Consider the following 25989-nt stretch of genomic DNA (forward strand, 5'->3'; position numbering starts at 1 on the left):
CGCCGGGACCGCCGGGCAGCGGCCCCCGGTAACGGGGGTCAGGCCCCCGGCGGTGCCTTCGCGGTGGGAGTTTCGGCGAAGAGCGCGAGCAGGTCGCCGACCTGCCGGTCGGCCTCGGCGGGGTGCCGGAACCGGCCGGCCGGGTTGAGGGTGTACTCGTTGCGCCGCCCGACCCGGGTGCGGTGCAGGTAGCCGCCCGCCTCCAGGTCGGCGACGATCGCCTGCGCGGCCCGTTCGGTCACGCCGACCTCGGCGGCGACATCACGCAGCCGGGCGGTCGGATCGCGGGCGATGGCCAGCAGAACGTGCCCGTGATTGGTGAGGAACGTCCAGTTCCGTCCGCCGCCGGTGTCGCCCGTCACGGTGCCCGCCATCGTGTGACCGCCTTTCCGGATGTCCGACTGCCTCGCGAAAGTCTCGCCCGCCCTACCCCGGGAAGATTGCCCAGGGGGGCGACCCGGTCAACGTATGAAATCTAAATCACGCATACCTTGACGCATCTTACGGTGCGTGTGACCGTGGAGCACGAGCCAGCCGCCCGTCGCCCGGCCGGCGGAAAGCCGCTTTGACCAGGTGAGATGCGTCGAGACGAGGTGCGGGATGAGTCATACCGGGAGCGCCGGCGGTCAGCCGGGTTCGCAGCGGACCACCGACCAGGCGTCCGCGCTCAGCAAGCCGGCCCGGGCGTACGCCGAACTGGTCGCCGGCAACCAGCGCTTCGTCGGTGGCGCCCCACGCCACCCCAACCAGGACGCCGGGCACCGGGCCGCTGTGGCCGACGGGCAACACCCGTTCGCGGTGATCGTCGGCTGCTCCGACTCCCGCCTGGCCGCCGAGATCATCTTCGACCGGGGGCTGGGCGACCTGTTCGTGGTCCGCACGGCCGGGCACACCGCCGGCCCAGAGGTGCTCGGCAGCGTGGAGTACGCGGTGACCGTGCTCGGCACTCCGCTGGTGGTGGTGCTCGGCCATGACTCGTGCGGCGCGGTGCAGGCCGCCCGAGAGTCCACCGCGACCGGTACCGCACCCAGTGGTCATCTGCGCGCGGTGGTCGACGCCGTGCTGCCCAGCCTGCGTCGGGCCGAGGCCGAGGGCGTGGACGACATCGACGGCATCGTCGACATCCACATCGCACACACCGTCGAGACGTTGCTCGGGCAGTCCCCCGTGTTGGCCGACGAGGTGGCGCAGGGGCGGTGCGCGGTGGTGGGTGTGTCGTACCGGCTCGCCGCCGGGGTGGTGCGCCCGGTGGCCGCCGTGCCGGCCGACTTCGCGCCGTTGGGCGTCCCGACCGGATCGGCCGAGCCAGCCGCCGCCTGACGCGACGAGGGCCGCTCCGCGTGACGCGGAACGGCCCTCGACCAGGATCGTGCGGGTCAGAGCAGCGACATGTGGACGTGGTCGGTGTGGTTCGACGGCCCGCTGTACGAACTCCAGCCGGTCGCCGGGAACCAGATCTGCCGGTTCCAGATCACGTAGTAGATGCCGAGCCGGTCGGCGTTACGGATCAGGAACGCGGCGACGTTGTTGCCGTACATCCGGGTGTCGTCGTTGTGCCAGGGGGCGAAGCCGCTCTTCTGCAGCGACCAGTCGCAGGCCTTGCCCTTCGGGTGCTCCCACGGCCCACCGGAGCGGTAGCAGCCGACGAACCGGTTGAAGCCGGCCCGCTTGACCTCCTTGTACGCGTGCAGCGTGCGGGGCGTGATGCAGCCCGACGTGGTGGGGTCGTCCTCGCTGCACGACTGAGCCTTCCAGTCACCGTCGGCCGTGCGACCCGGACCGACCTTCGCGACCATCGACGTGGCATCCACCAGACCGCCGGTGAAGCCCTTCCCACCGACGAGGGAGAGCGCCTTGTCGGCCTCGGTCTTGCGCCGCGCCATCACGGCGGTCTGCTTCTGCTGCTCCCGAACCTCCGTGTCGAGGCCCAGCTTGGCCTGCTCGGCGCGGGTCTTCACAGCGTTGACCTCGGCGAGTTTCCTCTCGTTGACCATGTTCATCTCGTCGAGCGCCGCGGCGCGCTCCACGAACGTGTCGGGGCGGTCGCTCTCCAGCAGCATCGCGATCGCGCCGATCCGACCGGTCCGGTACGACTGGGCGGCGATCTGCCCGACCTGTGGTGCCAACGCGTCCAGGTCAGCCTTGGCCCGCGCGACCTCCAGCGCCAACTCTCCCTGCCGCTTCTTGGATTTCTCCAGCTTGGACTTGGCGGCGGAGAAGTCCCGGTTGGCCTGCTCGATGACGTCGGTGAGCAGCTTGGGCTCGCTGTCCTCCTCGTGCCCGGACGGCGTGGGGGTCGTCGGGGCGGCGTGCGCCGGGAGCGGCCCGGCGAGCACGGTCAGTGCGGCGATCACGGCCACCACGGGCGTCAACCAGCGGCGTAGGGGTGCCGTCACAATGTTCCCTTCCGTCGACCGCCGACCGGGTTAGCTGACGGGTTCGGGGCGGAAGTGGCCCCTACCGCTGACGCGGATGCACCCCACGTAACTGGGTCCCCGGCTCGCCGGTTGGCGATTGGGCGGTGGCACCGCAGGCGCCGCTTCGCGCCTTCATCGGTAACCGGCAGCGAGGTTACCCGAGAGTCGACCGGGTGAGCTACGCCTGGAGGCCGACCAAAAGCGTCATTTCGCCATAGCGTTGAGTGACCAGTGACGTGGTTCTCAGGGTGGATGCCCGATCTGGTCACGCTGAGGAGTGTCACCATGCCGTATCCGTGCTCCTGTTCGACTCCGGCCACCGGTCGGTGGCCTCGGATGGGGGTGCGGTCCGCGGACGATCCGGCTCGTCGGAGCCGGCCGTACGCGGTGCGATGAGTGCGGCCAGTGCCTCCGCGCGGTCCGGTTGGGGCCGGGACGCGGAAGCGTCGGCCGAGGGCGTCGCGTCGGTACGCCCGGCAGCGGTCACCACTGCGGCCAGCCCGGTGGTCAGCGGCACGGCGGCGATCAGACCGAGGGTGGCGACCGCGCTGCGGACGATCTCCTGCGCGAGGAACTCACTGGTGAGGATCTGCCCGATCGGCCGCGAGTCGGCGGTGAGCAGGAGCAGCAGGGGTAGCGACGCGCCCGCGTACGCCAGCACGATGGTGTTGACCGTGGAGGCGATGTGCGCGCGGCCGACCCGGGTGGCCGCACGGTACAGCTGCAATCGGCTCAGGCCGGGGTTGGCGTTCGCCAGCTCGGTGACGGTGGCCGCCTGGGTGACCGTCACGTCGTCGAGCACGCCGAGCGATCCGATGATGATTCCGGCGAGCAGTAGACCGTGCAGGTCCACGTCGCCCTGGAACATCGACAGGGTGGTGGCGTCTTCGCTGCCGAAGCCGGTGAGGTGTGTCGCGGCCGTGGCGATGGTGGCGAGCACGCCGGTCAGCACCAGGCTGCCCAGGGTGCCGAGCACCGCGACCGAGGTCTGTGCGGTGACCCCGTGCGTCAGGTAGAGCACCACGAACATGATCAGGGCTGCGCCGACCACCGCCACCAGCAGGGGTGACCTGCCGGCGCCGATGCCCGGCAGCACGAAGGTGAGCAGGATGGCGAAGCTGGCGGCCAGCCCGGCGAGCGCGGCCAGACCCCGCCACCGCCCGAACGCGACGATGGCGGCCGCGAAGACCACCGCCAGCCACACCATCGGGGTGCCGCGTTGATGCTCGGCGATGTTCCAGTTGCTGATGCTGGGATCGGTGGGATCGGTCAGCTCGACCAGGATGACCTCGTCGCCAACCTCGACCCGAGGTGCGCCGGGTCCGTCGGGCACCGGCGTCTGGACCTGCTGGCCGGCGGTCGGCCCGTCGTCCACCCGGACGTCGACAGTGCCGCATCGCCCGTCGCCGACCCTCGGTGTGCCCTCGGGAGCCGACGGCGTCGGCGGGCACGGCTCGGTCACCACCCGGGTCACCGTGCCGGGGTAGCGCGGCACGTCGGCGCCAACGTCGTTCTGCGATGACTCGCCGCGTGGCCAGAGCAGCACCGCGGCGAGCACGGTGGCGACGAAGAGGGGCACCACCGTCACGACGAGGATCCGTCGCACCCGTGGTGAGGCGGACGGAGCAGGGTGGGTGTGGTCGGAACCCAAGCGAGACTCCCAACGATCCGGTGCGGGGTACGGGTCAGCGGGCCGGGCGGTTCACCGTTCGCGGTGGAAACGCGGCGGACGGCGGGGCGGATCGCTGCCTGACGACCGCTTGATCACGGACGGTCAGTGCTCGGCCCGATCGGCCGGAGGCGTCGCCACGTCGAATCGACGCCGGTGCCCGACTGTGCGGCGGCATTCGGAGGACCATCGTTGGAGATGCTAGTCAGCCCGTCCGGGGGTTGCAGGTCGTGCCGGAGTGTCGGGTGGCCGAACCGCCCGCGTGGCGGCACCCGGACCGGCATGTTGGAGCCATGTCCGCTGCATCACCGCCCGACCCCGACCACCCATCGCACGCCGAGCCCGTGCCGCACGACAAGCCCGTGCCGCACGACAAGCACGCGCGGCACGACAAGCACGCGCCGCACGACAAACACGCGCGGCACGACAAACACGCGCGGCACGACAAGCACGCGCCGCACGACAAACACGCCGGGCACGATCCGGCGATGTTCCGTCGCCGGTTCTGGGTCTGCCTGGTGTTGACCGTTCCGGTGGTGCTGACGAGCCACCTCGTGTCGGATCAGCTGGGCCTGGGTGGGGACGTCGTCCCCGGCCGATCCTGGGTGGGCCCGGTGCTCGGCTCGGTGGTTTTCTGGTGGGGTGGTTGGCCGTTCCTGGTCGGTGCGGTCCGGGAGGTGCGGGACCGGGCGCCCGGCATGATGCTGCTGGTCGCGATGGCGATCACGGTCGCGTACACCGCGTCGTTGGCGACCAGCGTCGGCGTCTTCGATCTGGACTTCTGGTGGGAGTTGGCCGCGCTGGTCACCATCATGCTGCTGGGGCACTGGCAGGAGATGAAGGCCATCGGGCAGGCCCGGGGGGCGCTCGCGGCGCTGGCCGCGCTGCTGCCCGACGAGGCCGAACGGGTGACGGCGGACGGGCGGGTCGAGGCGGTGCCGGTGACCGACCTCCGGCTCGGTGACGTGGTGCTGGTCCGGCCGGGGGCTCGGGTGCCGGCGGACGGCCGGGTCGTCGACGGCGGCGCCGAGCTGGACGAATCGATGATCACTGGCGAGTCACGGCCGGTCGGCCGGTCGACCGGCGACCGGGTGGTGGCCGGCACCGTCGCCACCGACTCGGCGATCCGGGTGCGGGTCGAGGCGCTGGGTGAGCAGACCGCCCTCGCCGGCATCCAGCGGATGGTCGCCCAGGCCCAGGGCTCCGGTGGGCGGGCCCAACTCCTGGCCGACCGGTTCGCCGCCGCGCTGTTCTACCTGGCCACCGGCACCGCCGTGCTGACCGTGCTGGTCTGGACCGCGCTCGGTCAGCCGGACGAGGCGGTGGTCCGTGCGGTCACCGTCCTGGTGATCGCCTGCCCGCACGCGCTGGGGCTGGCCATCCCGCTTGTCGTCGCGCTCTCCACCGCGCTCGCCGCACGGTCCGGGATCCTGGTCAAGGACCGGCTGGCGCTGGAACGGATGCGGACCGTCGGCGCGGTGCTCTTCGACAAGACCGGCACGCTGACCCGGGGTGAGCACGGGGTTACCGACCTGGTGACGGCACCTGGCGTCGAGCGGGACGAGGTGCTGCGGATCGCGGCGGGCGTGGAGTCGGACAGCGAACATCCGTTGGCCCGGGCGATCGTGGCGGCGGCCGGGCCCGCCGGCCCGGCCCGGGCCGCCGGGTTCCGGTCGCTGCCGGGCCGCGGTGTGCAGGCGACAATCGACGGTACGGAGTACGCGGTGGGCGGGCCGGCGCTGCTGCGGGAGCTGGGCCTCGCGCCTCCGGCGGAGGTGGAGGCCGCGACCGGGCGGTGGTCGGCGCGGGGTGCCGCGGTGCTGCACCTGGTGCGGCTGCCGGAGACCGTGCTCGGTGCGTTCGCGTTGACCGACGAGGTGCGTCCGGAGGCCCGGCGCGCTGTCGACGAGCTGCGTGCCGAGGGCGTCCGGATCATCGCCATGATCACTGGTGACGCGCGGTCGGTGGCCGAGGCGGTCGCCGCCGACCTCGGCTTCCGGTCCGGCGTCGACGAGGTCTTCGCCGAGGTGCTGCCGGCGGAGAAGGACGATCGGGTGGCCGAGCTCCAGCGCCGGGGGTTGGTCGTGGCGATGGTCGGCGACGGGGTGAACGACGCGCCAGCGCTGGCCCGAGCGGACGTGGGCATCGCGATCGGCGCGGGCACCGATGTGGCGATCGAGTCAGCCGGGGTGGTGCTGGCCTCCTCGGACCCGCGCGGGGTGGGGGCCGTGGTTCGGCTGTCCCGGGCGTCGTACCGGAAGATGCGCCAGAACCTGGCCTGGGCGGCGGGCTACAACATCGTGGCGCTGCCGCTGGCCGCCGGGGTGCTGGCCTGGGCCGGCGTGGCGTTGAGCCCGGCGCTGGCCGCGGTGCTGATGTCGGCGTCCACAATCGTGGTGGCGCTCAACGCGCAGTTGCTGCGCAGGGTCCGTCTCGACCCTGCCCCGGACTGAGTGGCGGTCAGCCGCGCTTCATGAGCCGGCCGACCGCCGCCATCATCTCGGTGGCCATCTCGTCGGCCCGACCCTCGGCGGCGCCCTCGTGCATGCAGTGCCGCGCATGCCCGTCGAGCAGCCCCAGCGCCACCTTGTCGAGGGCGGCCTGGATCGCGGAGATCTGGGTGAGCACGTCGATGCAGTAGCGGTCGTCGTCGACCATCTTCTCGATGCCCCGGACCTGCCCCTCGACGCGGCGGAGCCGCGCGAGCAGTTGGTCCTTGCTGGCGGTGTATCCGCGGATCGGGGTGGGTGCGGTCATGCCGACGAGGATAGCGTACCCCTGGGGGGTATGTTACGGTCGTGTTCTGGTGAGATACCCCCACCGGGTACCGGTACTGAAAGGGAGACGATCCGATGGTCAACACGACGTACCAGGTGCAGGGCATGACCTGCGGGCACTGCGTCAGCGCCGTGAGCGCCGAGGTCGGCGCCATCGCGGGCGTGCGGGACGTCCAGGTCGACCTCGCGGCCGGCCGGGTCACCGTCAGCAGCGAGCAGCCGTTGGACCCGGCGGCTGTCCGCGCCGCCGTCGACGAGGCCGGCTACGACCTCGTCGACGCGTGATCGGCGGGCCGGCGTGCGTACGGTGACGAGACTGGCCGGGTTCGCCGTCGGCCTGGCGGCGGTCTTCGGCGTGACGTACGGGATCGGCCGGGTCGTCGACCCCGCCCCGGTCACCGAGAGCCGGCCCGGCGGTGCCGCCACCCCCGCGACGGACGAGCGGGACGGCCCGGCGGACCTTCTCCCCGGCGGCCTGCTCGTCTCCGAGCGCGGCTACACCCTCGAACCGGTCGACGCCCGGCCCGGCGAGTTCGCCTTCCGGATCGCCGGCCCGGACGGCCGCCCGGTGATCGGCTACGACGTGGCGCACGACAAGAAGATGCACCTGATCGTCGCCCGACGGGACCTCGCCGGCTTCCGCCACGTGCACCCCGACCTGACCCCGGACGGCACCTGGCGGGTCGACACCCCGCTGACCGGCCCCGGGCAGTGGCGGGCGTTCGCCGACTTCACCCCGACCGGGGGCGAGCCGTTGACCCTCGGTGTGGACGTGACCGTCCCCGGCGAGCTGACCGAACGGCCGTTGCCCGCTCCGGCGACCAGCACCACCGTCGACGGCTACACGGTCACCCTGAGCGGTGCGCCGCAGCCCGGCCACACGTCACCGCTGACCCTGACCGTGAGCCGGGACGGGCAGCCGATCACCGACCTGGAGCCCTACCTGGGTGCGTACGGGCATCTGGTGGCGCTGCGGCGGGGTGACCTGGCGTACCTGCACGTGCATCCGGACGGGACGCCCGGTGACGGGCGCACCCGGCCCGGCCCGGCCGTCACCTTCCTCGCCGAGGTGCCCTCGGCCGGCACCTACCGGCTCTACCTCGACTTCCTGCACGGCGGGCGGGTGCACACCGCCGAGTTCACCGTGGTCGTCGGCGCTGCCCCGACCGGGCCTGCCCCCACGCCGAGCGGACCCACCCCGAGCGGACCCGCACCGACCGGCGGCGCTGAGCACGGCGCCCCCGGGCACGGGCACAACTGACGGGACCAGACGATGACCACCACCAGCAGACCGCTGCCCGAGGCGCCGAACCGGATCGAGTTGGCGATCGGCGGGATGACCTGTGCCGCGTGCGCCGCCCGGATCGAGAAGAAGCTCAACCGGATGGACGGGGTGAGCGCCACCGTCAACTACGCCACCGAGAAGGCGACCGTCCGGTACGCCGACGGCGTCACGCCGGACGACCTGATCGAGACCGTCCAGAAGACCGGCTACACGGCCGCGCTGCCGGCCCCGCCCAGCGCGGAACCGCCGGTCGACCCGTTGCGGGGCCCGCGTACCCGACTCTGGATCTCGGCGGCCCTGAGCGTGCCGGTGGTCCTGCTGGCCATGGTCCCGGCCTGGCAGTTCGACTACTGGCAGTGGCTGTCGTTGACCCTGGCCGCTCCGGTGGTGGTCTGGGGTGGCCTGCCGTTCCACCGGGCCGCCTGGACCAACCTGCGGCACGGCGCGGCCACCATGGACACGCTGGTGTCGCTCGGCACCCTGGCCGCGTTCGGCTGGTCGCTCTGGGCGCTCTTCCTCGGTGACGCGGGGATGCCCGGAATGACGCACCCGTTCCGCTTCGACATCACCCGGACCGACGGCGCCGGCAACATCTACCTCGAGGCGGCCGCCGGGGTCACCGTGTTCATCCTGGCCGGTCGCTACTTCGAGGCCCGGTCCAAGCGCACCGCCGGCGCCGCCCTGCGCGCCCTGCTCGACCTGGGCGCCAAGGACGTGGCGGTGCTGCGCGACGGGGTGGAGACGCTGATCCCGGTGGACCGGCTCGCCGTCGGTGATCGGTTCGTGGTCCGCCCCGGGGAGAAGATCGCCACCGACGGGGTGGTCGACGAGGGCACCTCAGCGGTCGACGCCAGCATGCTCACCGGCGAGTCGGTGCCGGTCGAGGTCGCCCCGGGCGCCGCCGTGGTCGGTGCCACGATCAACGCGGGTGGGCGGTTGATCGTCACCGCCACCCGGGTCGGCGCGGACACCCAGCTCGCCCGGATGGCCGACCTGGTCGAGCAGGCACAGAGCGGCAAGGCGGCCGTGCAGCGGCTGGCGGACCGGATCTCCGGAGTCTTCGTGCCGATCGTCATCACCCTCGCTGTCGGCACCCTCGGCTGGTGGCTCGGCACCGGAGCCGGCCCGACTGCCGCGTTCACCGCCGCCGTGGCCGTCCTGATCATCGCCTGCCCGTGCGCGCTCGGCCTGGCCACACCGACGGCGCTGCTGGTCGGCACCGGCCGGGGCGCCCAGCTCGGCGTGCTGATCAAAGGGCCCGAGGTGCTGGAGTCGACCCGGCGGGTGGACACCGTGGTGCTCGACAAGACCGGCACCGTGACGACCGGCCGGATGACCCTGGTGGACGTGGTGCCGGCGAGCGGCGTGGACCGGGCCGAGCTGCTCCGGCTCGCCGGGGCGGTGGAGGCCGCCTCCGAGCACCCGATCGCCCGTGCGGTCGCCGCTGGTGCCGCCGAGGCGGGCGCGCTGCCCCCGGTGACCGCCTTCGGCAACCTCGAAGGGCTGGGTGTGACCGGCACCGTCGACGGGCGGGTGGTGCTGGTCGGCCGGGTCCGGCTGCTGCGCGAGCGCGAGATCGTCGTACCGCCAGAGGTCGAGTGGGCCGTGCGCGATGCGGAGGCCGCCGGCCGTACGGCGATCGTCGCCGGCTGGGACGGGCGGGCCCGCGGCGTGCTCGCGGTCGCCGACGTGGTCCGCCCGAACAGTCGGGCGGCGGTGGCCCGGCTGCGCGCTCTGGGGCTGACTCCGGTCCTGCTGACCGGGGACAACACCACAGTGGCTCGCGCGGTCGCCGCCGAAGTGGGCGTCGACGAGGTGATCGCCGAGGTGCTGCCGGCCGGGAAGGTCGACGTGATCAAACGGCTTCAGGCCGAGGGGCGGTCGGTGGCGATGGTCGGTGACGGGGTCAACGACGCCCCGGCGCTGGCGCAGGCCGACCTGGGGCTGGCCATGGGCACCGGCACCGACGTGGCGATCGAGGCGTCCGACCTCACCCTCGTCCGGGGCGACCTGGCCGCCGCCGTGGACGCCATCCGGTTGGCCCGACGCACGCTCGGCATCATCCGGGGCAATCTGTTCTGGGCGTTCGGCTACAACGTGGCCGCCCTGCCGTTGGCCGCCGCCGGGCTGCTCAACCCGATGATCGCCGGTGCCACGATGGCGCTCTCCTCGGTCTTCGTGGTCGCCAACAGTCTGCGGCTGCGTCGCTTTCGTCCGGCCGCTGGTGTTCTGTGACGGCGGTAATGGTTGGACCGGTGACGGCAGGGGTACCTCTGCGGTTGAAGCGACGCTTGCAATGGAGGTTGGCAATGGGTATCGACGATAAGATCAACAACGCCACCGAGGACGCGACCGGCAAGCTGAAGGAAGGCGCCGGTCGGGCCACCGACAACGAGCAGTTGGAGGCGGAGGGTCGCGCTGACCAGTCCACCGCCAAGCTCAAGCAGGCGGGCGAGAAGATCAAGGACGCCTTCAAGAGCTGACGTACGACGTGATTCGCACGCCGGGCCGGTGATCATCACTGGCCCGGCGTGCGGCCAAAACGGCAAGATGGCACCCCTCAGCGTTGCCCGGCCAGCCGAGCGGCCCGCAACTCCAGGTACCGCTGCTCGGGAAGGCTCGTGGTGCCACGCGCCGCCGTCAGGTACGCCTCCCGCGCCGCACCGACGTCCCCGGCCAGCTCCAGCAGATGAGCCCGGACGGCGGCGAGCCGGTGGTGCCCGGCCGTGCGTTCGTCGGCGTCCAACGGCGTGAGCAGGGCGAGCCCGGCCCGGGGCCCGTCGACCATGGCCACCGCCACCGACTGGTTGAGGGTGACCATCGGGTTCGGCGCGATCCGGGCCAGCAGTCGGTAGAGCGCGACGATCTGCCGCCAGTCCGTCTCCGCCGCCGTCGACGCCTCGGCGTGCACGGCGGCGATCGCCGCCTGGAGCTGGTACGGACCGGGCGGTGACCAGGTCAACGCCTCGGTGATCAGGGCGATCCCCTCCGCGATGGCGGCGGCGTCCCACCGCGAGCGATCCTGCTCGGCCAGTGGCACCAACTCCCCGTCCGGCCCCACCCGGGCCGCCCGGTGCGCGTCGGTCAGCAGCATCAGTGCCAGCAGCCCGGTCACCTCGCCGTCGTCGGGCAGCAGCCCGCGCAGGATGCGCGCCAGCCGGATCGCCTCGCCGGTCAGGTCGGCCCGGCGCAGATCCGGCCCGCTGGAGGCGGTGTAGCCCTCGTTGAAGATCAGATAGAGCACTCGCAGCACCGCCCCCAGCCGCTCGTCCCGCTCAGCCGGCCCCGGCATGCTGAACCGGGCACCGGCCGCCTCGATCCGCTGCTTGGCCCGGCGGATCCGCTGACTCATCGTCGCCTCGGGCACCAGGTGCGCCCGGGCGATCTGAGCGGTGCTGAGACCACCGACCGCCCGCAGGGTGAGCGCCACCTGCGCCGATCCGGTCAGCGCCGGGTGGCAGCAGAGGAACAGCAGCGTGAGGGTGTCGTCGTCGGCCGCGGCGGCGGGCTCCGCGTCCGCCGCCGGCGCCACCTGGGCGTACGCCGGCTCGCGTCTCGCCACCGCCACCTCGCGGTCCCGGCGGGCGCTCTCGCTGCGCCACTCGTCGGTGAGCCGGCGGGTGGCCACGGTGAGCAACCAGGCGCGCGGATTGTCCGGTACGCCCTGCCCGGGCCACTGCGTCGCGGCGGCGAGCAGCGCCTCCTGGACCGCGTCCTCGCACCTGTCGAACTGTCCGTGTCGGCGGACCAGCAGGCCGAGGACCTGCGGCGCGAACGTCCGCAGCAGGTCCTCGACCGTCCGGTCCTCGGTCACATCTCCGTCCCGGCCTCGTCCATGATCGGGCGGACCTCCATCGCGCCGCCGTACCGGACGTCCGGCCAGCGGGCGGCGATCTCGGCGGCCCGCTGCGGGCTGTCGCAGTCGACGGCCAGGTAACCGGCGAACTGCTCCTTGCTCTCCATGAACGGGCCGTCGACAACCTCGGTCTCGCCGTTCACGAGCCGGACCGTCAGCGTCTGCGACGGGTTGGCCAACGCCTGGCCGCCGATCAGCTCACCGGTCTCGGTCAGCTCCTTCATGATCTCGTCGACCTCGCCGAAGAGGGCGGTGCGGTCCTGCTCGCTCAGCCCCTCGGTGAAGCCGGGCCGGTTCCAGATCAGCAGCATGTACTTCACAGTCGATGCTCCTCAGGCTCCTGTCGCACCCCGATCGGGGTGCGGCTCACCGGAGGGTCGGAGCCGTTGCCCCGATCCCTACCGCGTACCGAAGAAAATCGCAGAAACGTCCGCTGGAGGCGGTCCCACGCCGGGTGGTTCAGCGCGGATCGGGTCGACCGCGCACCTGTCGGGGCTGCCGGCCGCCGCCGACGTCCAGCGACGCCCGGTCGGCGGCCGAGGTGCCGGACGACCAACCCTCGGAATCCCGAACGCTGAGCCGGTGCCGGGTGACACCGGGAAAGAGCGTGTCCAGCCGCTCCCGGACCGCCTCGCCCCGCGCCGCGAGCACCGGCAGCAGCCGCTCCGCCCCGGCCGTCTCGGCCGCCGCCTGGTCCGCCGCCTCGGTCGCCGCCTTGGTGGCGTTCTGCAGCCGCTCGCCGATCCGCAGCGCGAACGCGTTGAGGAAGGACTCGTCCCACACCTTCGTCCGCCGCCCCGACCCCGGCCGGCGCTCGGCACGCCCCCGCAGCATCGCCGCCGTGGCCTGGACCAGCAGCGACGTGTAGAGCAACTCCACTGCCACCAGATCGGCCGGCCAGCCCAGCACGGTGGCGAAGCCGAGATCGTCGGACCAGACCGCCTCGCACCGATTCGCCGCCGCCACCTCCTGCACCAGCAGCGCCTTCGCGCCCGCGTACGGGGTGTCGGTGCTCAGGCGTACCCCGCCGGGCACGTCGTCGCGCTCCGCCCCGGCGGCCAGCAGCGCCTCGTCGATGCTGTGTCGGGTGATCAACTCCTGGGCCTTGCCGGTCAGCGCCTCCGCCTCGGCTGGGAAGGTCGTCGACTCGGCCTTGGCCAGCAGCGCCCGTACCCGATCCAGCATCGGCGACCCACTGCGCGACCTGCCGGCGGTCCGGGCGGTCGCCGCGCCGGCCGTGCCCGGCGGTGGGCGCAGCACCGCGATCGGCGGCAGACTCTCCACCAGCGCGAGAGTGTCCACGGCCGCGCGGAGCGCGTCGGCCCGGTCCAGGCCCTCCCGGGTCGCCCAACCGGTCAGCACGTTCTCCTCGGCGCTGCCCGCCAGCTCCCGTAGCTGGTCGTCCCACCAGGCCGGGACCGGCTCTGCCTGCTCGCGCCGCTGGGCGGCCATCGCGTCGCGGACCAACCGAGCCGCGCGGGCGTCGAGCCGCCGGCCGACGAGCCGGTCCACGTCGACCGGCTGCCACCCGCGTGGCCAGAGCCGGCCCAGGCCGCGAACCAGGCGATGCAACAGCGCGACATCCACCGCCGTGGTGCCGTCCGCCGCGCCGGTGCCGACCATCAGTTGGTCCAGTTGCCGTTCGGCCTGTCGTACGTCGGTGCCGCGCACCGCCGCGAGCGCGTTGGCGACTAGTTCGTCCGCGTCCGGCACGGGCACCTCCTTCTCTGGCTGTCGCTGCCCCTCCAGGCTCCATGATCATGCCGCTAGTCGTGCGGGAGTCGCGAAACGGGGATGTCCCGACCCCTCCGGCCTTTCCGCCCTGCTCACCCGATCAAGAGGTTTGCGTCAGCAATTGGCGAATTCTTGACGCAAACCTCTTGATCATCGTGGTGGAGGTGGGGTGTGGGAGGTGGTGGTCAGGGCTGCGGCCAGCCGCTGAGGATCTCCTCGACCGCCACGGCGTCCTGCTCCGGGTCAGGTGCTGAGACTGGCCGGTCGGTCGGGGTGCGGTCGAAGCGGGGTGCTGGCGCCGGTTGGATCTCGCCGCCGACCTCGACGAACGTGCCCCGGGCCGCGTTGTGCGGGTGCTGGTGCGCCTCGCCCGGCGCGAGCACCGGTGCGACACAGGCGTCCAGGTCGGCGAAGACCGCAGTCCACTCGTCCCGGGTGCGCTCGGCGAATCGCTCGGTGAACCGGCGGCGCAGCTCATCCCAGCCGCTCGGGTCGTACTGGGCGGGCAGGTCCGGGTCGTCGGCGAGGCCGAGGCCGGTGAGGAGTACGGCGTAGAAGGCCGGTTCCATCGCGCCGACCGCCATGAATCCACCGTCGGCGGTGGCGTACGTGTCGTAGAACGGTGCCCCGCCGTCGAACATGTTGCGCCCGCGCGGGGCGGCCCACAGGCCGGTGCCGAGCAGCCCGTGCAGGAACGAGGTGAGCAGCGCCGAACCGTCCACCATCGCCGCGTCGACCACCTGGCCGAAGCCGGAGCGCTCCCGCTCCAGCAGCGCGGCCAGCACACCGACGGCGAGCAGCATGCCGCCGCCGCCGAAGTCGCCGAGCAGGTTCATCGGCGCGTACGGGCGTTCGCCAGCCCGCCCCAGCGGCTCCAACGCCCCGGCCACCGCGATGTAGTCGATGTCGTGCCCGGCTCGGGCTGCCAGCGGGCCGTCCTGACCCCAGCCGGTCATCCGCGCGTACACCAGTCGGGGGTTGCGGGCCTGGCACACCTCCGGCCCGAAGCCGAGCCGTTCGGCCACCCCCGGCCGGTACGCCTCGACCAGCACATCCGCGCGCTCGGCGAGGCGCAGCAGGTCCGCCACCCCGGCCGGGGACTTCAGGTCCAGCGCGGTGACCCGCCGTCCGCGCTGCAACGGCCCGCTGGTCGGCGCGGCCAGCCGGCCCGCACCCGGGGCGCCCGGCCGGTCCACCCGCACCACGTCCGCGCCGAGGTCGGCGAGCACCATGCAGCCGAACGGCGCCGGGGCGAGGCTGGCCAGCTCGACCACCCGCAGCCCGGCGAGCGGCCCACCGCGCGCCGACGTCACGCGACGTCCGCAGTCTCGGCGGAACGGATGCCCACCTGTTCGGCGGGCCGGTCGGCCGAGGCGGCGAGTCGGTCGACCAGGTCGGCGGGGGGCGTGAAGCGGTCGCCGTAACGGTCGGCCAGCTCGGTGGCGCGCGCCGCGAAGCCGGCCGGGCCGCCCGCGTACTGCCGGACGTAGCGGATCACCCCTCCCGTCCACGCCGGGAAACCGATGCCGAGGATCGAGCCGATGTTGGCGTCGGTCTCGGTGCGGAGCACCCCCTCGTCGAGGCAGCGCAGCGCGTCCAGCGCCTCGGCGAAGAGCATCCGCTCCTGGAGGTCGGTGAACGGCACCGCTCGACCCGCCTCGGTGATCAGGTCGGCGAGACCGGGCCACAATCGGCCCCGGCTGCCGTCGTCGTACGCGTAGAAGCCGCGTCCGGCGGCACGCCCCGGCCGGTCGTACGCGTCGACCAGCTCGTCGACCAGCCGGTGCGCCGGCAGCGGCAGGAACTCTCCGCTGGCCGCCTCGAACTGGCGGCGGATCCGCTGGATCAGCGTGAGACTGACCTCGTCGGCCAGCGCCAACGGCCCGGTCGGGTAGCCGGCCTGCAGGGCGGCCTGCTCCACCGACGCGGCGGGAACACCCTCGGCGACCATGCCGACCGCCTCGTCGAGAAACCGGCCGATCACCCGGCTGGTGAAGAAGCCCCGGCCGTCGTTCACCACGATCGGGGTCTTGCCGATCCGCCGGCCCAGGTCGAACGCCCGAGCCAGCGCCACGTCCCCGGTCCGCTCGCCCACCACGATCTCCAGCAACGGCATCCGGTCCACCGGGGAGAAGAAGTGCATGCCGATGAAGTCCGCCGGCCGGTCGACCCCGGCGGCCAGCGAGGTGATCGGCAGGGTGGAGGTGTTGGAGGCGAGCAGCGCGTCGGGCGTCAGCACGGGCAGCACCTCGGCGAAGACCGCCTGTTTCAGCGCCGGGTCCTCGAAGACCGCCTCGATCACCGCATCGCAGCCGGTCAGCGCGTCCACCTGGTCGGTGGTGGTGATCCGGTCCAGTACGGCGCGGGCGTCCGCCTCCGTCGCGTGGCCCTTGCGTACCTTGCGGGCCAACAACCGCTCGGCGTGCTCCCGGGCCCGGCCGGCGGCCTCCGGCGTGACGTCCTTGACCACCACGTCCAGCCCGGCGCTGGCGCAGGCGTACGCGATGCCCGCGCCCATCATGCCGGCCCCGAGGACCGCCACCCGGCGTACCGGCGGCGCGTCCACGTCGGCCGGTCGGGCCGCGCCGCCGTTGACGGCCCTCAGGTCGAAGAAGAACGCACCGATCATGTTCTTGGCGACCTGCCCGGTGAGCAGACCGATCAGGTGCCGGGTCTCCACGGTCAGGGCGGTCTCCAGGTCGACCTGGGCACCCTCGACGGCGGCGGCCAGGATCGCCTCGGGCGCGGGAAGCCGGGCACCCTTGAGCTGCTTACGCAGGGTCGCCGGAAAGGCCGGCAGTTGTGCGGCCAGCGACCGGCTGGCCGGGGTGCCGCCGGGCATCCGGTAGTCCGGCCGGTCCCACGGCTGCCTCGGCTGTGGGTTGGCCGCGATCCAGGCCCGGGCCCGGTCCAGCAGCTCCGCCTCGGTGGTGACCACCTCGTCGACCAGCCCGGTGGCCAGGGCCTCGGCCGGGCGCATCCGCCGGCCGGTGAGCAGCACGGTGGTAAGCGCACCGGCCAGGCCGAGCATCCGTACCGTCCGGGTGACACCGCCCGCCCCGGGCAGCAGGCCCAGGGTCACCTCGGGCAGCCCGAGCCGGCTGCCGGGGGCGTCCAGCGCGATCCGGTGGTGGCAGGCGAGCGCGATTTCCAGGCCACCGCCGAGCGCCGAGCCGTTGACCGCGGCGACCACCGGGCGGCCCAGCGTCTCCAGTCGGCGCAGGTCCCGTTTGATGGTGCCGAGCAGGTCCGCCAACGCGGGTGCGTCGGCCCGGGTGGCCCGGATCATCTCGGGCAGGTCGCCACCGGCGAAGAAGGTCGACTTCGCGCTGGTCACGATGACCCCGATGAGATCGGGCTCGGCCTCCAACCGATCCAGCACCGCGCTCATCGAGGCGGCGTACGCGCGGTTCATGGTGTTGGCCGACTGCGTCGGGTCGTCCAGGGTGAGCGTGACGATGCCGTCGGCGCTGCGGTCGTACCGGATGGTGTTGGTCATTGGTCTCTTCCCCGGGTCAGCAGCGCTCGAGAACTGTGGCGACGCCCATGCCGCCGCCGATGCAGAGGGTCACCACGGCGCGGCGCAGGTCGCGGCGCTCCAACTCGTCCAACGCCGTGCCGAGCAGCATCGCTCCGGTCGCGCCGAGCGGGTGGCCGAGAGCGATCGCGCCGCCGTTGACGTTCACCTGGTCCGGGTCGAGGCCCAGGTCGCGGATGTACTTCAGCACCACGGCGGCGAAGGCCTCGTTGATCTCGAAGAGGTCGATGTCGTCGAGGGTCAGCCCGGCGACGGCGAGCGCCTTGTGGGTGGCCGGGATCGGACCGGTCAACATCAACGTCGGGTCGGCGCCACTGACCGCCGCGCCGACGATCCTGGCACGCGGGGTGAGGCCGAGGTCCCGACCGACGTCGTCCGAGCCGATCAGCACGAGCGCCGCGCCGTCCACGATGCCGGACGAGTTGCCCGCGTGGTGGACGTGCTCGATCGCCTCCAACCAGTGGAACTTCTGCAGGGCGACCGCGTCGAAGCCGGCCGCCTCGCCCATCGTGGCGAAGGACGGGGTGAGCCGGGCCAGCGCCTCCCGGGTGGTCTGCGGGCGCGGGTGCTCGTCCACGGTGAGGATGTCCAGCCCGTTGCCGTCGCGCACCGGCACCACCGAGCGGGCGAAGTGCCCGCCGGCCCACGCCTTGGCGGCCCGCTCCTGCGACCGCAGCGCATAGCCGTCCACGTCGTCGCGGGTGAACCCCTCCAAGGTCGCGATCAGATCCGCGCTGACGCCCTGCGGTACGAACGACGTGGCCAGCGCGGTCTGCGGATCGGTGGCCCAGGCCGCCCCGTCGGAGCCCATCGGCACCCGGGACATCGACTCGACCCCGCCTGCGAGCAGCAGATGCTCCCAGCCGGAGCGGATCCGCGCGGCGGCGGAGTTGACCGCCTCCAGCCCGGAGGCGCAGAACCGGTTGAGCTGCACCCCAGCCACCTGATCCGAAAGCCCGGCCAGCAGGGCCGCCGCCCGTGCCAGGTCGCCGCCCTGCTCGCCAACCGGGGTCACGATGCCGAGCAGCAGGTCCTCCAGCCGACCGACGTCCAGGCCGGGGTTGCGCTCACGCAACGCGTCGATCAGGCCGACCACCAGGGAAATCGGCTTGACCCCGTGCAGCGCGCCGGTGTCCCGGCCGCGTCCGCGCGGGGTGCGGACCGCGTCATAGACGTACGCCTCAGAGGGCACGGGCGATCAACTCCTTCATGATCTCGTTGGTGCCGCCGTAGATCTTCTGGACGCGGGCGTCGGCGTACATCCGGGCGATCGGGTACTCCGTCGTGTAGCCGTAGCCGCCGAAGATCTGAAGGCACCGGTCGATGACCTCGCACTGCCCGTCGGTGAGCCACGACTTCGCCATCGCCGCGGTGGCCACGTCCAGATCGCCGCTGGTGTGCCGGACGATGCAGTCGTCCAGGAAGACCCGGCTGACCCGGGTACGGGTGGCGCACTCCGCGAGCACCATCCGGGTGTTCTGGTGACCCATCAGGGTCTTGCCGAAGGCGGTGCGCTCCTTGGCGTACGCGACGGTCAGCGCGACCGCCCGTTCCATTGCCGCGACCGCGCCGACGCCGATGACCAGCCGTTCCTGCGGAAGCTGCTGCATGAGCTGGATGAATCCCAACCCTTCGGCGTCACCGAGCAGGTTGGCCGCCGGTACCCGGAGTTCGTCGAAGAACAGCTCCGCCGTGTCGTTGGCGTGCAGCCCGATCTTGGACAGCAGCCGGCCTCGGCGGAAACCCTCCGGGTCGCCACCCACCTCGCACACCAGCAGCGAGACACCTGCCGCCCGCTGCTCGGGGTCCGTCTTCACGGCCACGATGATCAGATCAGCCAGGCCGCCGTTGGTGATGAACGTCTTCGCGCCGGTGACCAGGTAGTCGTCGCCGTCACGGACCGCCCGGGTACGCATCGCCTGCAGATCGGAGCCGCCGTCCGGCTCGGTCATCGCGATGGCGCCGACCAGCTCACCGCTGCACAGGCCGGGCAGCCAGCGCCGCTTCTGCTCGTCGCTGCCGTACGCCACCAGGTAGCCGGTGACGATGCCACTGTGGACGGCCAACCCGAGGCTGCTCTCCCCGGCGTACGCCTGCTCGTGCAGCAGCACCGCCTCGTGGGTGAACCCGCCGCCCCCACCGCCGTACTCCTGCGGGACCGACAGGCCGAGCAGCCCCAACTCACCGGCGTGCCGATAGTGCTTCCGGTCCGGGTGGCCCTGCGCCAGCAGGCGCTCGGCGTGCGGCAACACCTCCCTGGTGAAGAAGGTGCGGGCCAGTTCGGCCAGGTCGTCGTGCTCCGGCTCGCGCCAGGGTGAGGGGGAGCCGTGGGGCGGGGGCGTCGGCATGTGCACCACCCTCGCGCGCTGTTGGCACCCTGTCAATAAGTCGTGATCAGCAGCCGGACACAAGCTTCTGGGTCGTCCGCGAGGGGCAGATGTCCGCAGCCCGCCAGCGCCGAGCCCGGCGCGTGAACGCGCCGTCCTGAGCAGACCCCCGCGTGCGTGAGCAGCGCCGCGTGAACCACTCGGCCTCGTCGCCGTCCGTCGGGTAGCTCCTGGTAGGACTTCGGAAGCTCGGCCGTATGGATCAATTCGGGCGACTAACTGCGGGTCGACTCACGTCGACCGGAGGCCGCCAACCGCTCAGCGAGTGCGACGACACGGTCGCGGAGTTCGTCGGGGCGTTCGATGACGAACGGCAGGTCGAGCGCGGCGAGCACAGTGGGTAACCAGTCGAGACGCTCTGCCCGGATCTCCACGTCCTGCCAGCCTTCGTCCGCACCCTCTCGCACCTCGGCGATGCTGGCCGGTAGCTGCCTGCGGATCTGCTCACGTGTTCCTTGTATCCGCAGCGACACCGCATGCTGGTACGGCGCCTGTGCCATCGAGGCGAGGAGGTGCCCTGCGGGATCGTGCCCGGCGGGCGGCTCGAACGAGCCGGGCAGCGTTCTCGCGTCCGCGATGCGGTCGAGCCGAAGGGTTCGATCCTCACCGATGTCCGGATCGGCTCCGGTTACATACCACCGGCCCGCATGGTTGACCAGCCCGAACGGATGCAGCGCGCGGACGCTACGCCTGCCGTTGCGCGAGGTGTACTGGAGTGAAATCGGCCGGTGCTGGCGGACCGCCTCAGCGACCGTGAGTAGTACGTCTGTCTGCGGCGCGGGTAAGTCGCCGGGTTCGGTGGTGAAGGCGAGGGATTGGAGTACGGCGTCCAGCCGGTCCGCGATCCGCGACGGCAGGACGCGCCGGATTTTCGCGGCGGCAGTCTCGCCCGCCGTACCTGTAGCCGTCGCCAGCCCGGCACGGCGGCCGGCGACCAGGCCGAGTAGGACGGCCAAGGCTTCGTCGTCGCTGAACATCAGCGGCGGCAGACGATAGCCGGCGGCGAGCCGATACCCGCCGTAGCGACCGCGCACCGACTCCACTGGTACGTCGAGGTCGACCAGGTGACTCACGTAGCGCCGCACTGTGCGCGGTTCGACACCGAGGCGCTCGGCAAGCTCGGCCATTGTCCGGACGCCGCCGGACTGCAAGAGCCCCAGCAGTGCGAGCACCTGGGCTGTCGGTCGTGCCACGGTCTGAACTTAACCCGAATACTGGACCGGATCTGTCCAGTATTCCGGTTAGCGTGCTGACGACAGACCGGTACCGACCGTACTGAGCAGGGAGAAGGCATGGATTTCGTATCGATACGCATCATCACCGGCGACATCAACCGCCTGGTCGGCTTCTACGAAAAGATCACGGGCGTGCAGGCGGCCTGGGGCAACGAGGACTTCGCCGAGTTGCGCACTGCCCACGGCACGCTGGCGATCGGCAGTACCCGCACCGTCCCACTGTTCGCGCCAGGGTCGGCCCGCCCGGCCGACAATCACACCGTGATCATCGAGTTCCTCGTGGCAGACGTGGACGCGCTCTACGAGAAGTTGAAGAACGTGGTGGAGGACTTCGTGAACGAGCCCACGACCATGCCCTGGGGTAACCGAGCCCTGCTCTTCCGCGACCCCGACGGCAACCTGGTCAACTTCTTCACCCCGGTGACCCCCGACGCGATCGAGAAGTTCGGCCGCTGACCAGGTTGGCGCAGCCAGCGCGCGTGAACTACTCGGCCTCGTCGCCGTCGGTGAGGCGAGGTGGGCGGTGCTCGGCGATCCACGCCTCCACATCGGCCCGCAGCCAGACCGTGGTCCCGTGCAGCCGCTGGAACGGCGCGATCAACCCGGTGCTCTACTCCGAGACGCCCAACCTGCGCCACCTCGGCCGGCACGTGGTCCGGCGTCGTGGGAGCGCGCGGTGATCACTTGATGCTGAGTAGTTCAGAGACAGCTCCGACGACTACTGAGCATCAAGTGATCAAGGTGAGGAACGGCGGCTGGTCCCTGAGCTGCCGATAGGGTCGGGCAGGTGAGTGTCGAGACGGCTCCGCGCCGCCGCCGGTTGGAGCCGGACGCCCGGCGCGGGCAGATCCTGGCCTGTGCGGTCCGGCTGTTCGGCGAGCGCCCGTACGCGGACGTGTCGACCACCGACGTCGCCCGCGAGGCAGGCGTCGCTCGTGGCCTGGTCAACCACTACTTCGGTGCGAAGAAGGACCTCTACCTGGAGGTCGTCCGGGTCATGGTGACCATCCCGGAGGTGGCTCTGGAGCGGCTGCCCAAGGGTGATCTACGGACCCGGGTCGACGCCAGCGTCACCTGGTTCCTCGACGTGGTGTCCCGGCACAGCACCTCGTGGCTGGCGGCGGTCACCGCCCGGGGGATGGGCGGCGACGCCGACGTGGAGCGGGTGCTCGCCGAGGCCGAGGAGGTCGCCGCGGACCGCGTGCTGGTGGCCGTCGGGCTGGCTGGCCAGGCCGCGCACTACGAGGAGCTTCGCGGCATGGTCCGGGCGTACTGCGGATTGGTGACGTCGACCGCCCGGGAGTGGCTCCAGCGTGGCGCGCTGACCCGAGCCCAGGTGCACCTGCTGCTCACCACGACCCTGTTGGCCATCGTCGAACAGGTCATTCCGCAGGTCCTTGCCGACGAGGGCCCGGCACGGCCGACACATCCGGCTGAGCCTCCCGCCCAGGGCGTGGCACGGGGGCGGTGACGCAGGCAACGAGCGCGTTGGCGGTGGTGAAATAGGCATAGCGGTTACGGTTATGGAGGCGCTGCTGGTGGACCCGCCGTTCACCCACGAGTAGATCGCGGCGGTGGGCGACTGGATCGCGCGGTCGGGCAAGCGGCTGACGGCCATCTACGCCACCCACGGGCACGGCGACCACTGGTTCGGTGCTCCTGAGCTGGTCAAGCGCTTCCCTGACGCCGTCACCTACGCGACGCCCGGGACCATCGAGGTCATGCACCAGCAGGCCACCGTCGGGCGCCGAGAGGTGTTCGACAAGGTCTTCCCCGGGCTGATCCCGGCGTCGCCTGTCGACGCCGTTCCGGTGCCGTCCGGCGGAATCCTGCTCGAAGGCAACGTCGCCCAGCCGGTCGAGACCGGGCACACCGACGGCGACCACAGCACCGTTCTGCACGTGCCGTCGATCGGCCTCGTGGTGGCCGGCGACGTCGTCTACAACGGGGTCCACCAGTACCTGCTGGAAACCGTCAACGGTGGCCTGCGGGAGTGGCTCAAGGGCCTCGACCGCGTCGAGGCGCTTGCACGGCGGGCGGTCGTTGCCAGTCACAAGAACCGCAACCGCCCCGACGACCAGTCGAGCATCGACGAGACCCGGCGGTATCTGCTGAACGTGGAGCGGCTGCTGGCTGAGAAGTCGACCGCCCTCGAATTCTTCGACGAGATGGTGAAGCTCTACCCGGACTGGGTGAACCCGGGACCGCTGTGGTACGGGGCGCTCGGCCTGATCGGAGAGTGATGTGACAATGCCGTCGTTGTCCACTCCGCCGTGGCCCGCCACCGCGAGATACGACCTCGCCCCCGCACCTGGCGGCCTCGGGCTCGTCCAGGACCTGCTCAACACGATCTCGGCTGGTGCGCCGCGCCAGCCGGATCTCCTCGACGAGCTCGGCAGCGCCACGGAGTGGGCGCACGATGTCGCCGCCCAGTGGTCGGCGGCCACCGGGCGGCCGGCACCCGACGTGACACTCGACCCGGCGGGCCTGCGGGCGCTGCGGATCTTCCGCGAGGAGCTGCGGCACGGGATCGACGCCAGGCTCCACGCCACGCTGGAATCCGGGCCGCCCGAGCGGGCAGCGGCCCCGCATGCCACCGGTGCCACGCTGCGGCTCGACGGGAACGGCTCGGTCCACCTCGATCCCGCCCGAACGGGGGCCGAGCTGTTGGTCTCCCTCGTCCTGGCGGAGCTGTTCGCGGCGCAACTCAGCGACGTCGGCCGGCGCATCAAGACCTGCCGCAACCCCCGGTGCCAGGTGGCGTTCTACGACCGCTCCCGCAACAACAGCGGGGTCTGGCACTCCGTCCGCGTCTGCGGCTTGCCGGCCAACCTGCGGGCCCACCGAGCGCGCCGACGGCAGGCGGACTGAACAGCCCGTATACCGGGCTCAGGCGGCCCGGCGGTCGCCGGCACGCGTGGCCTGGCCGGTGTGCGCCGCTGGGGCGGCGTACCGGTCGGCGGCCTGCGCCGGGTAGGACTCGGGACCTACCACCCGCAACGGCCGGTCCACCTCGTCGGCGCCGAACCGCCAGCGTGTCGGAGTCGGCTGCCGCTGCGGTGCTGGCCCGCCGGGGCGCAGGCCGGGGCGGGACAGCAGCACGGTGATCAGGTAGCCGACCACCAGGAAGCCGTGGCTGATCAGCCGTTCCCCGCCCACCGAGCCGGTCGCCAGGTCGTTGACCGAGAGCAGCAGCAACGTGCCGACGAACGCGCTGAGCATCGGCAGCAGGCCGGCGGGCGGGCTGCGGCGCACCGCCACGAAGAGGAACCCGGCGCCCACCGCCACGTTCCACGCCGCCGACTCGTGCCACAGGTGCTGGCCGGTGGGGTGCAGGTGGTCGGCGCTCGCACCCCGGCCCACCTGGGCCAGGCCGAGCACCAGTTGCACCGCGCCGAGCAGCCCGAGCGCCGACCGTAGGCCGGCGACGAGCGGGCCACGTCCGAGCACCTTCCGCAGGCCAGCGACGAGCGGGCCACGTCCGGTCCCGCGCCGCCACCGTGACCGGCGGGCCGGGGCCGCGCTGGCGGCGGCCAGGATCGCCGCCGTCCGGTCGGGCACCTCAACGACCAATCGGGTACGAATACGACGCGTCACCGCCGCCGCCGCCGTGAACCAGGCCCGGCAATCGGCGCACCCGTCGAGGTGCCCCTGCGCCGCCGTCAGTTCGGCGGCGGTCTCCTCCCCGTCCATCTGCGCGGACAGGACCTCCCGCCACTGCTCACACCCCATGTATCGGTAGTCGCTCCGACAGCCGCTCCGGTTCCCGGCGACCGTGACTGGTTGTGGAATACTCGCCGGATCATGACGCGTTACGGCCTGCTGATCCTGCCCGCCACCAACCGGGTGTACGCCCGCGCCGCCGTGGACCTCACCCGCGCCGAGCTGGAGATCTTCGGCCGCTCGGCGCTCGACGGCCGGCTCGGCGAGCTGGACACCGAGGTCGTCGGAGGGGCGTCCTACGTCACGTTCACCGGCGATGGGCTGACCGAGCGTGACCTGGCCGTCCTGGGCAATCTCTCCGCCGGGTACGCGTTGTTCGAGATCGTCGGTGAGCTGCTGCGGCCGATCGAGTGGAGCCGACTGGACCGCTACGACGACGACCTGCTCACCATCCAGAAGTACCCGGGCAAGACCAACGAGCAGTTCACCAAGCTGCTGCTCAATGTCACCCTGCTCGCCTCGGACTGGGCCACCGAGCTGACCAGCCGGCGGTTTCGGGTGCTCGATCCGCTCTGCGGTCGGGGCACCACCCTCAACCAGGCGCTGATGTACGGCTTCGACGCCGCCGGGATCGAGCGCGACCAGAAGGACGTCGAGGCATACCGGGCGTTCATCACCACCTGGCTGAAGCAGAAGCGGGTCAAGCACCGGGTGCTGGAGTCGGGGCCGGTGCGGCGGGAGCGCAAGGTGGTCGGCCGGCGGGTGCGGATCGAGTTGGCTCCGACCCGCGAGGAGCACAAGGCCGGTCAGACGCAGTTGCTGGACGTGGTCAACGCCGACACCGCCCGCTCGGCGGAGTTCTTTCGCCCGGAGACCGTGGACCTGGTCGTCGCGGACGCGCCGTACGGCGTGCAGCACGGCAGTCGTACCGCTGGGCAGGGGTTGACCCGTGACCCGCTGGCGCTGCTCGCGGACGCCGCGCCGGTCTGGGCGCGGCTGTTGCGCCCCGGCGGGGCGCTCGGTATCTCCTGGAACACCCACGTCGCCAGCCGGGAAGACGCGGCGGCGGCGCTGGCCGACGCTGGCCTGACTGTGGTCGACAGCGAGCCCTACCGCGCGCTGCGGCACCGGGTGGACCAGTCGATCATGCGTGACGTGCTGGTGGCCCGCCGCCCGGCCTGAACGGCCTCGCACCTCCGCTCTCGCTGGCCATGCGCACCCCATCCGGGTCGCGCATGGCCTCTCTCGTGCGTCCCTTTGCTCTGCACCCGCGGAGGCACCAGCTACCGGCCGTGAGTGTCGCCTCCGCGGGTGCAGAGCAAAGGGCGGACAACTGGTCTCGACCTGCCGGACCACCCCGGGTCTGTGCCGCATTTCACCTGCTCAGCGGCGGGTGTGAAAACCGCGTCAAGAAAAGGTGCGCCCCCG

The 25989-nt window shown here is 72.0% G+C and carries 24 protein-coding genes and 1 riboswitch; of the genes, 11 read left to right on the top strand and 13 right to left on the bottom strand.

The window, feature by feature from the left end:
- Positions 1–38: 38 nt before the first annotated feature.
- Positions 39–374 carry a helix-turn-helix transcriptional regulator gene (locus tag IF46_RS0101405; RefSeq protein WP_030486410.1) on the bottom strand — a complete coding sequence of 112 codons (336 nt, stop codon included), beginning with the start codon at positions 372–374 and terminating at the stop codon, positions 39–41.
- A gap of 226 nt (positions 375–600) precedes the next feature.
- On the opposite strand from IF46_RS0101405, the gene IF46_RS0101410 reads away from it, so the two are divergent.
- The gene (locus IF46_RS0101410) at positions 601–1320 is read left to right on the top strand and encodes a carbonic anhydrase (RefSeq protein ID WP_030486411.1); all 720 of its coding nucleotides are present in this window, start codon (positions 601–603) and stop codon (positions 1318–1320) included.
- A 56-nt stretch (positions 1321–1376) separates the two neighbouring features.
- On the opposite strand, the gene IF46_RS0101415 is transcribed toward IF46_RS0101410, so the two are convergent.
- Positions 1377–2396 carry a coiled-coil domain-containing protein gene (locus IF46_RS0101415; protein ID WP_030486412.1) on the bottom strand — a complete coding sequence of 340 codons (1020 nt, stop codon included), beginning with the start codon at positions 2394–2396 and terminating at the stop codon, positions 1377–1379.
- Between the two features lie 4 nt (positions 2397–2400).
- Positions 2401–2531, bottom strand: a riboswitch (cyclic di-AMP (ydaO/yuaA leader).
- 166 nt (positions 2532–2697) lie between these two features.
- Positions 2698–4068, bottom strand: a complete 1371-nt coding sequence (locus IF46_RS0101420) for a YibE/F family protein (protein WP_030486413.1) — start codon at positions 4066–4068, stop codon at positions 2698–2700.
- 506 nt (positions 4069–4574) lie between these two features.
- Here IF46_RS0101420 and IF46_RS0101425 point away from each other — a divergent pair.
- Positions 4575–6539: a heavy metal translocating P-type ATPase gene (locus IF46_RS0101425; RefSeq protein WP_232233913.1), complete on the top strand. Its 1965-nt coding sequence runs from the start codon at positions 4575–4577 to the stop codon at positions 6537–6539.
- A 7-nt stretch (positions 6540–6546) separates the two neighbouring features.
- On the opposite strand, the gene IF46_RS0101430 is transcribed toward IF46_RS0101425, so the two are convergent.
- Positions 6547–6843: a metal-sensitive transcriptional regulator gene (locus tag IF46_RS0101430; RefSeq protein WP_030329541.1), complete on the bottom strand. Its 297-nt coding sequence runs from the start codon at positions 6841–6843 to the stop codon at positions 6547–6549.
- A 95-nt stretch (positions 6844–6938) separates the two neighbouring features.
- Between IF46_RS0101430 and IF46_RS0101435 the strand changes: the two genes are divergently transcribed.
- The 4 genes from IF46_RS0101435 to IF46_RS32085 all read left to right on the top strand — a co-directional run bounded on the left by IF46_RS0101435 (position 6939) and on the right by IF46_RS32085 (position 10631).
- Complete coding sequence (locus IF46_RS0101435; RefSeq protein WP_030486415.1) at positions 6939–7148, top strand: heavy-metal-associated domain-containing protein; 210 nt, start codon at positions 6939–6941, stop codon at positions 7146–7148.
- Between the two features lie 13 nt (positions 7149–7161).
- The gene (locus IF46_RS0101440; RefSeq protein ID WP_030486416.1) at positions 7162–8124 is read left to right on the top strand and encodes a hypothetical protein; all 963 of its coding nucleotides are present in this window, start codon (positions 7162–7164) and stop codon (positions 8122–8124) included.
- A gap of 12 nt (positions 8125–8136) precedes the next feature.
- Entirely contained in the window at positions 8137–10383 is a 2247-nt protein-coding gene (locus tag IF46_RS0101445) for a heavy metal translocating P-type ATPase (RefSeq protein WP_030486417.1), read from the top strand.
- Positions 10384–10457: 74 nt separating this feature from the next.
- The gene (locus IF46_RS32085) at positions 10458–10631 is read left to right on the top strand and encodes a CsbD family protein (protein ID WP_036390803.1); all 174 of its coding nucleotides are present in this window, start codon (positions 10458–10460) and stop codon (positions 10629–10631) included.
- A gap of 77 nt (positions 10632–10708) precedes the next feature.
- On the opposite strand, the gene IF46_RS0101455 is transcribed toward IF46_RS32085, so the two are convergent.
- The 8 genes from IF46_RS0101455 to IF46_RS0101490 form a co-directional block, all read right to left on the bottom strand.
- Positions 10709–11962: an RNA polymerase sigma factor gene (locus IF46_RS0101455; RefSeq protein WP_030486418.1), complete on the bottom strand. Its 1254-nt coding sequence runs from the start codon at positions 11960–11962 to the stop codon at positions 10709–10711.
- Positions 11959–12315 (bottom strand): YciI family protein, encoded by a 357-nt coding sequence (locus IF46_RS0101460; RefSeq protein WP_232233914.1) that lies wholly within the window; start codon positions 12313–12315, stop codon positions 11959–11961. The genes IF46_RS0101455 and IF46_RS0101460 overlap by 4 nt, the downstream gene beginning before the upstream one ends.
- Before the next feature lie 148 nt (positions 12316–12463).
- Positions 12464–13717, bottom strand: coding sequence for a DUF2786 domain-containing protein (locus IF46_RS0101465; RefSeq protein ID WP_030486420.1), 1254 nt, complete (start codon positions 13715–13717; stop codon positions 12464–12466).
- Between the two features lie 206 nt (positions 13718–13923).
- The gene (locus IF46_RS0101470) at positions 13924–15051 is read right to left on the bottom strand and encodes a CaiB/BaiF CoA transferase family protein (RefSeq protein WP_030486421.1); all 1128 of its coding nucleotides are present in this window, start codon (positions 15049–15051) and stop codon (positions 13924–13926) included.
- Positions 15048–17237 carry a 3-hydroxyacyl-CoA dehydrogenase NAD-binding domain-containing protein gene (locus IF46_RS0101475; RefSeq protein ID WP_030486422.1) on the bottom strand — a complete coding sequence of 730 codons (2190 nt, stop codon included), beginning with the start codon at positions 17235–17237 and terminating at the stop codon, positions 15048–15050. Before IF46_RS0101475 ends, IF46_RS0101470 begins: the two co-directional genes overlap by 4 nt.
- A gap of 16 nt (positions 17238–17253) precedes the next feature.
- On the bottom strand, positions 17254–18468 hold the full coding sequence (locus tag IF46_RS0101480) for an acetyl-CoA C-acetyltransferase (protein ID WP_030486423.1): 1215 nt from the start codon (positions 18466–18468) through the stop codon (positions 17254–17256).
- Positions 18458–19624: an acyl-CoA dehydrogenase family protein gene (locus IF46_RS0101485; protein ID WP_030486424.1), complete on the bottom strand. Its 1167-nt coding sequence runs from the start codon at positions 19622–19624 to the stop codon at positions 18458–18460. Before IF46_RS0101485 ends, IF46_RS0101480 begins: the two co-directional genes overlap by 11 nt.
- Before the next feature lie 254 nt (positions 19625–19878).
- On the bottom strand, positions 19879–20856 hold the full coding sequence (locus tag IF46_RS0101490; protein WP_030486425.1) for a helix-turn-helix transcriptional regulator: 978 nt from the start codon (positions 20854–20856) through the stop codon (positions 19879–19881).
- A 99-nt stretch (positions 20857–20955) separates the two neighbouring features.
- Between IF46_RS0101490 and IF46_RS0101495 the strand changes: the two genes are divergently transcribed.
- From IF46_RS0101495 to IF46_RS0101515, 4 genes are all read left to right on the top strand, one after another.
- Positions 20956–21354: a VOC family protein gene (locus IF46_RS0101495; RefSeq protein ID WP_030486426.1), complete on the top strand. Its 399-nt coding sequence runs from the start codon at positions 20956–20958 to the stop codon at positions 21352–21354.
- A gap of 331 nt (positions 21355–21685) precedes the next feature.
- Positions 21686–22369 (top strand): TetR/AcrR family transcriptional regulator, encoded by a 684-nt coding sequence (locus IF46_RS0101505; protein WP_030486427.1) that lies wholly within the window; start codon positions 21686–21688, stop codon positions 22367–22369.
- 103 nt (positions 22370–22472) lie between these two features.
- On the top strand, positions 22473–23141 hold the full coding sequence (locus IF46_RS32090) for an MBL fold metallo-hydrolase (protein WP_198041322.1): 669 nt from the start codon (positions 22473–22475) through the stop codon (positions 23139–23141).
- 7 nt (positions 23142–23148) lie between these two features.
- A complete protein-coding gene (locus IF46_RS0101515; RefSeq protein ID WP_030486428.1) occupies positions 23149–23769 on the top strand; it encodes a CGNR zinc finger domain-containing protein in 621 nt (206 codons plus the stop codon).
- Between the two features lie 18 nt (positions 23770–23787).
- Here IF46_RS0101515 and IF46_RS0101520 read toward each other — a convergent pair whose 3' ends face one another.
- Positions 23788–24630, bottom strand: a complete 843-nt coding sequence (locus IF46_RS0101520) for a zf-HC2 domain-containing protein (RefSeq protein WP_030486429.1) — start codon at positions 24628–24630, stop codon at positions 23788–23790.
- Positions 24631–24702: 72 nt separating this feature from the next.
- On the opposite strand from IF46_RS0101520, the gene IF46_RS0101525 reads away from it, so the two are divergent.
- A complete protein-coding gene (locus tag IF46_RS0101525) occupies positions 24703–25743 on the top strand; it encodes a TRM11 family SAM-dependent methyltransferase (RefSeq protein ID WP_030486430.1) in 1041 nt (346 codons plus the stop codon).
- The last annotated feature ends 246 nt before the right edge of the window (positions 25744–25989 follow it).

The sequence above is a fragment of the Micromonospora chokoriensis genome, assembly GCF_000718555.1.
Taxonomy (GTDB): Bacteria; Actinomycetota; Actinomycetes; order Mycobacteriales; family Micromonosporaceae; genus Micromonospora; species Micromonospora chokoriensis_B.

Excerpts from the sequence above, each read along its gene's own strand:
- IF46_RS0101460 (WP_232233914.1), bottom strand. The coding sequence starts at position 12,315 with ATGCTGCTGATCTGGAACCGGCCCGGCTTCACCGAGGGGCTGAGCGAG.
- IF46_RS0101515 (WP_030486428.1), top strand. The coding sequence starts at position 23,149 with ATGCCGTCGTTGTCCACTCCGCCGTGGCCCGCCACCGCGAGATACGAC.
- IF46_RS0101520 (WP_030486429.1), bottom strand. The coding sequence starts at position 24,630 with ATGGGGTGTGAGCAGTGGCGGGAGGTCCTGTCCGCGCAGATGGACGGG.
- IF46_RS0101425 (WP_232233913.1), top strand. The coding sequence starts at position 4,575 with ATGTTCCGTCGCCGGTTCTGGGTCTGCCTGGTGTTGACCGTTCCGGTG.
- IF46_RS0101435 (WP_030486415.1), top strand. The coding sequence starts at position 6,939 with ATGGTCAACACGACGTACCAGGTGCAGGGCATGACCTGCGGGCACTGC.
- IF46_RS0101410 (WP_030486411.1), top strand. The coding sequence starts at position 601 with ATGAGTCATACCGGGAGCGCCGGCGGTCAGCCGGGTTCGCAGCGGACC.
- IF46_RS0101525 (WP_030486430.1), top strand. The coding sequence starts at position 24,703 with ATGACGCGTTACGGCCTGCTGATCCTGCCCGCCACCAACCGGGTGTAC.
- IF46_RS32085 (WP_036390803.1), top strand. The coding sequence starts at position 10,458 with ATGGGTATCGACGATAAGATCAACAACGCCACCGAGGACGCGACCGGC.
- IF46_RS0101485 (WP_030486424.1), bottom strand. The coding sequence starts at position 19,624 with ATGCCGACGCCCCCGCCCCACGGCTCCCCCTCACCCTGGCGCGAGCCG.
- IF46_RS0101445 (WP_030486417.1), top strand. The coding sequence starts at position 8,137 with ATGACCACCACCAGCAGACCGCTGCCCGAGGCGCCGAACCGGATCGAG.
- IF46_RS0101475 (WP_030486422.1), bottom strand. The coding sequence starts at position 17,237 with ATGACCAACACCATCCGGTACGACCGCAGCGCCGACGGCATCGTCACG.
- IF46_RS0101495 (WP_030486426.1), top strand. The coding sequence starts at position 20,956 with ATGGATTTCGTATCGATACGCATCATCACCGGCGACATCAACCGCCTG.
- IF46_RS0101405 (WP_030486410.1), bottom strand. The coding sequence starts at position 374 with ATGGCGGGCACCGTGACGGGCGACACCGGCGGCGGACGGAACTGGACG.
- IF46_RS0101430 (WP_030329541.1), bottom strand. The coding sequence starts at position 6,843 with ATGACCGCACCCACCCCGATCCGCGGATACACCGCCAGCAAGGACCAA.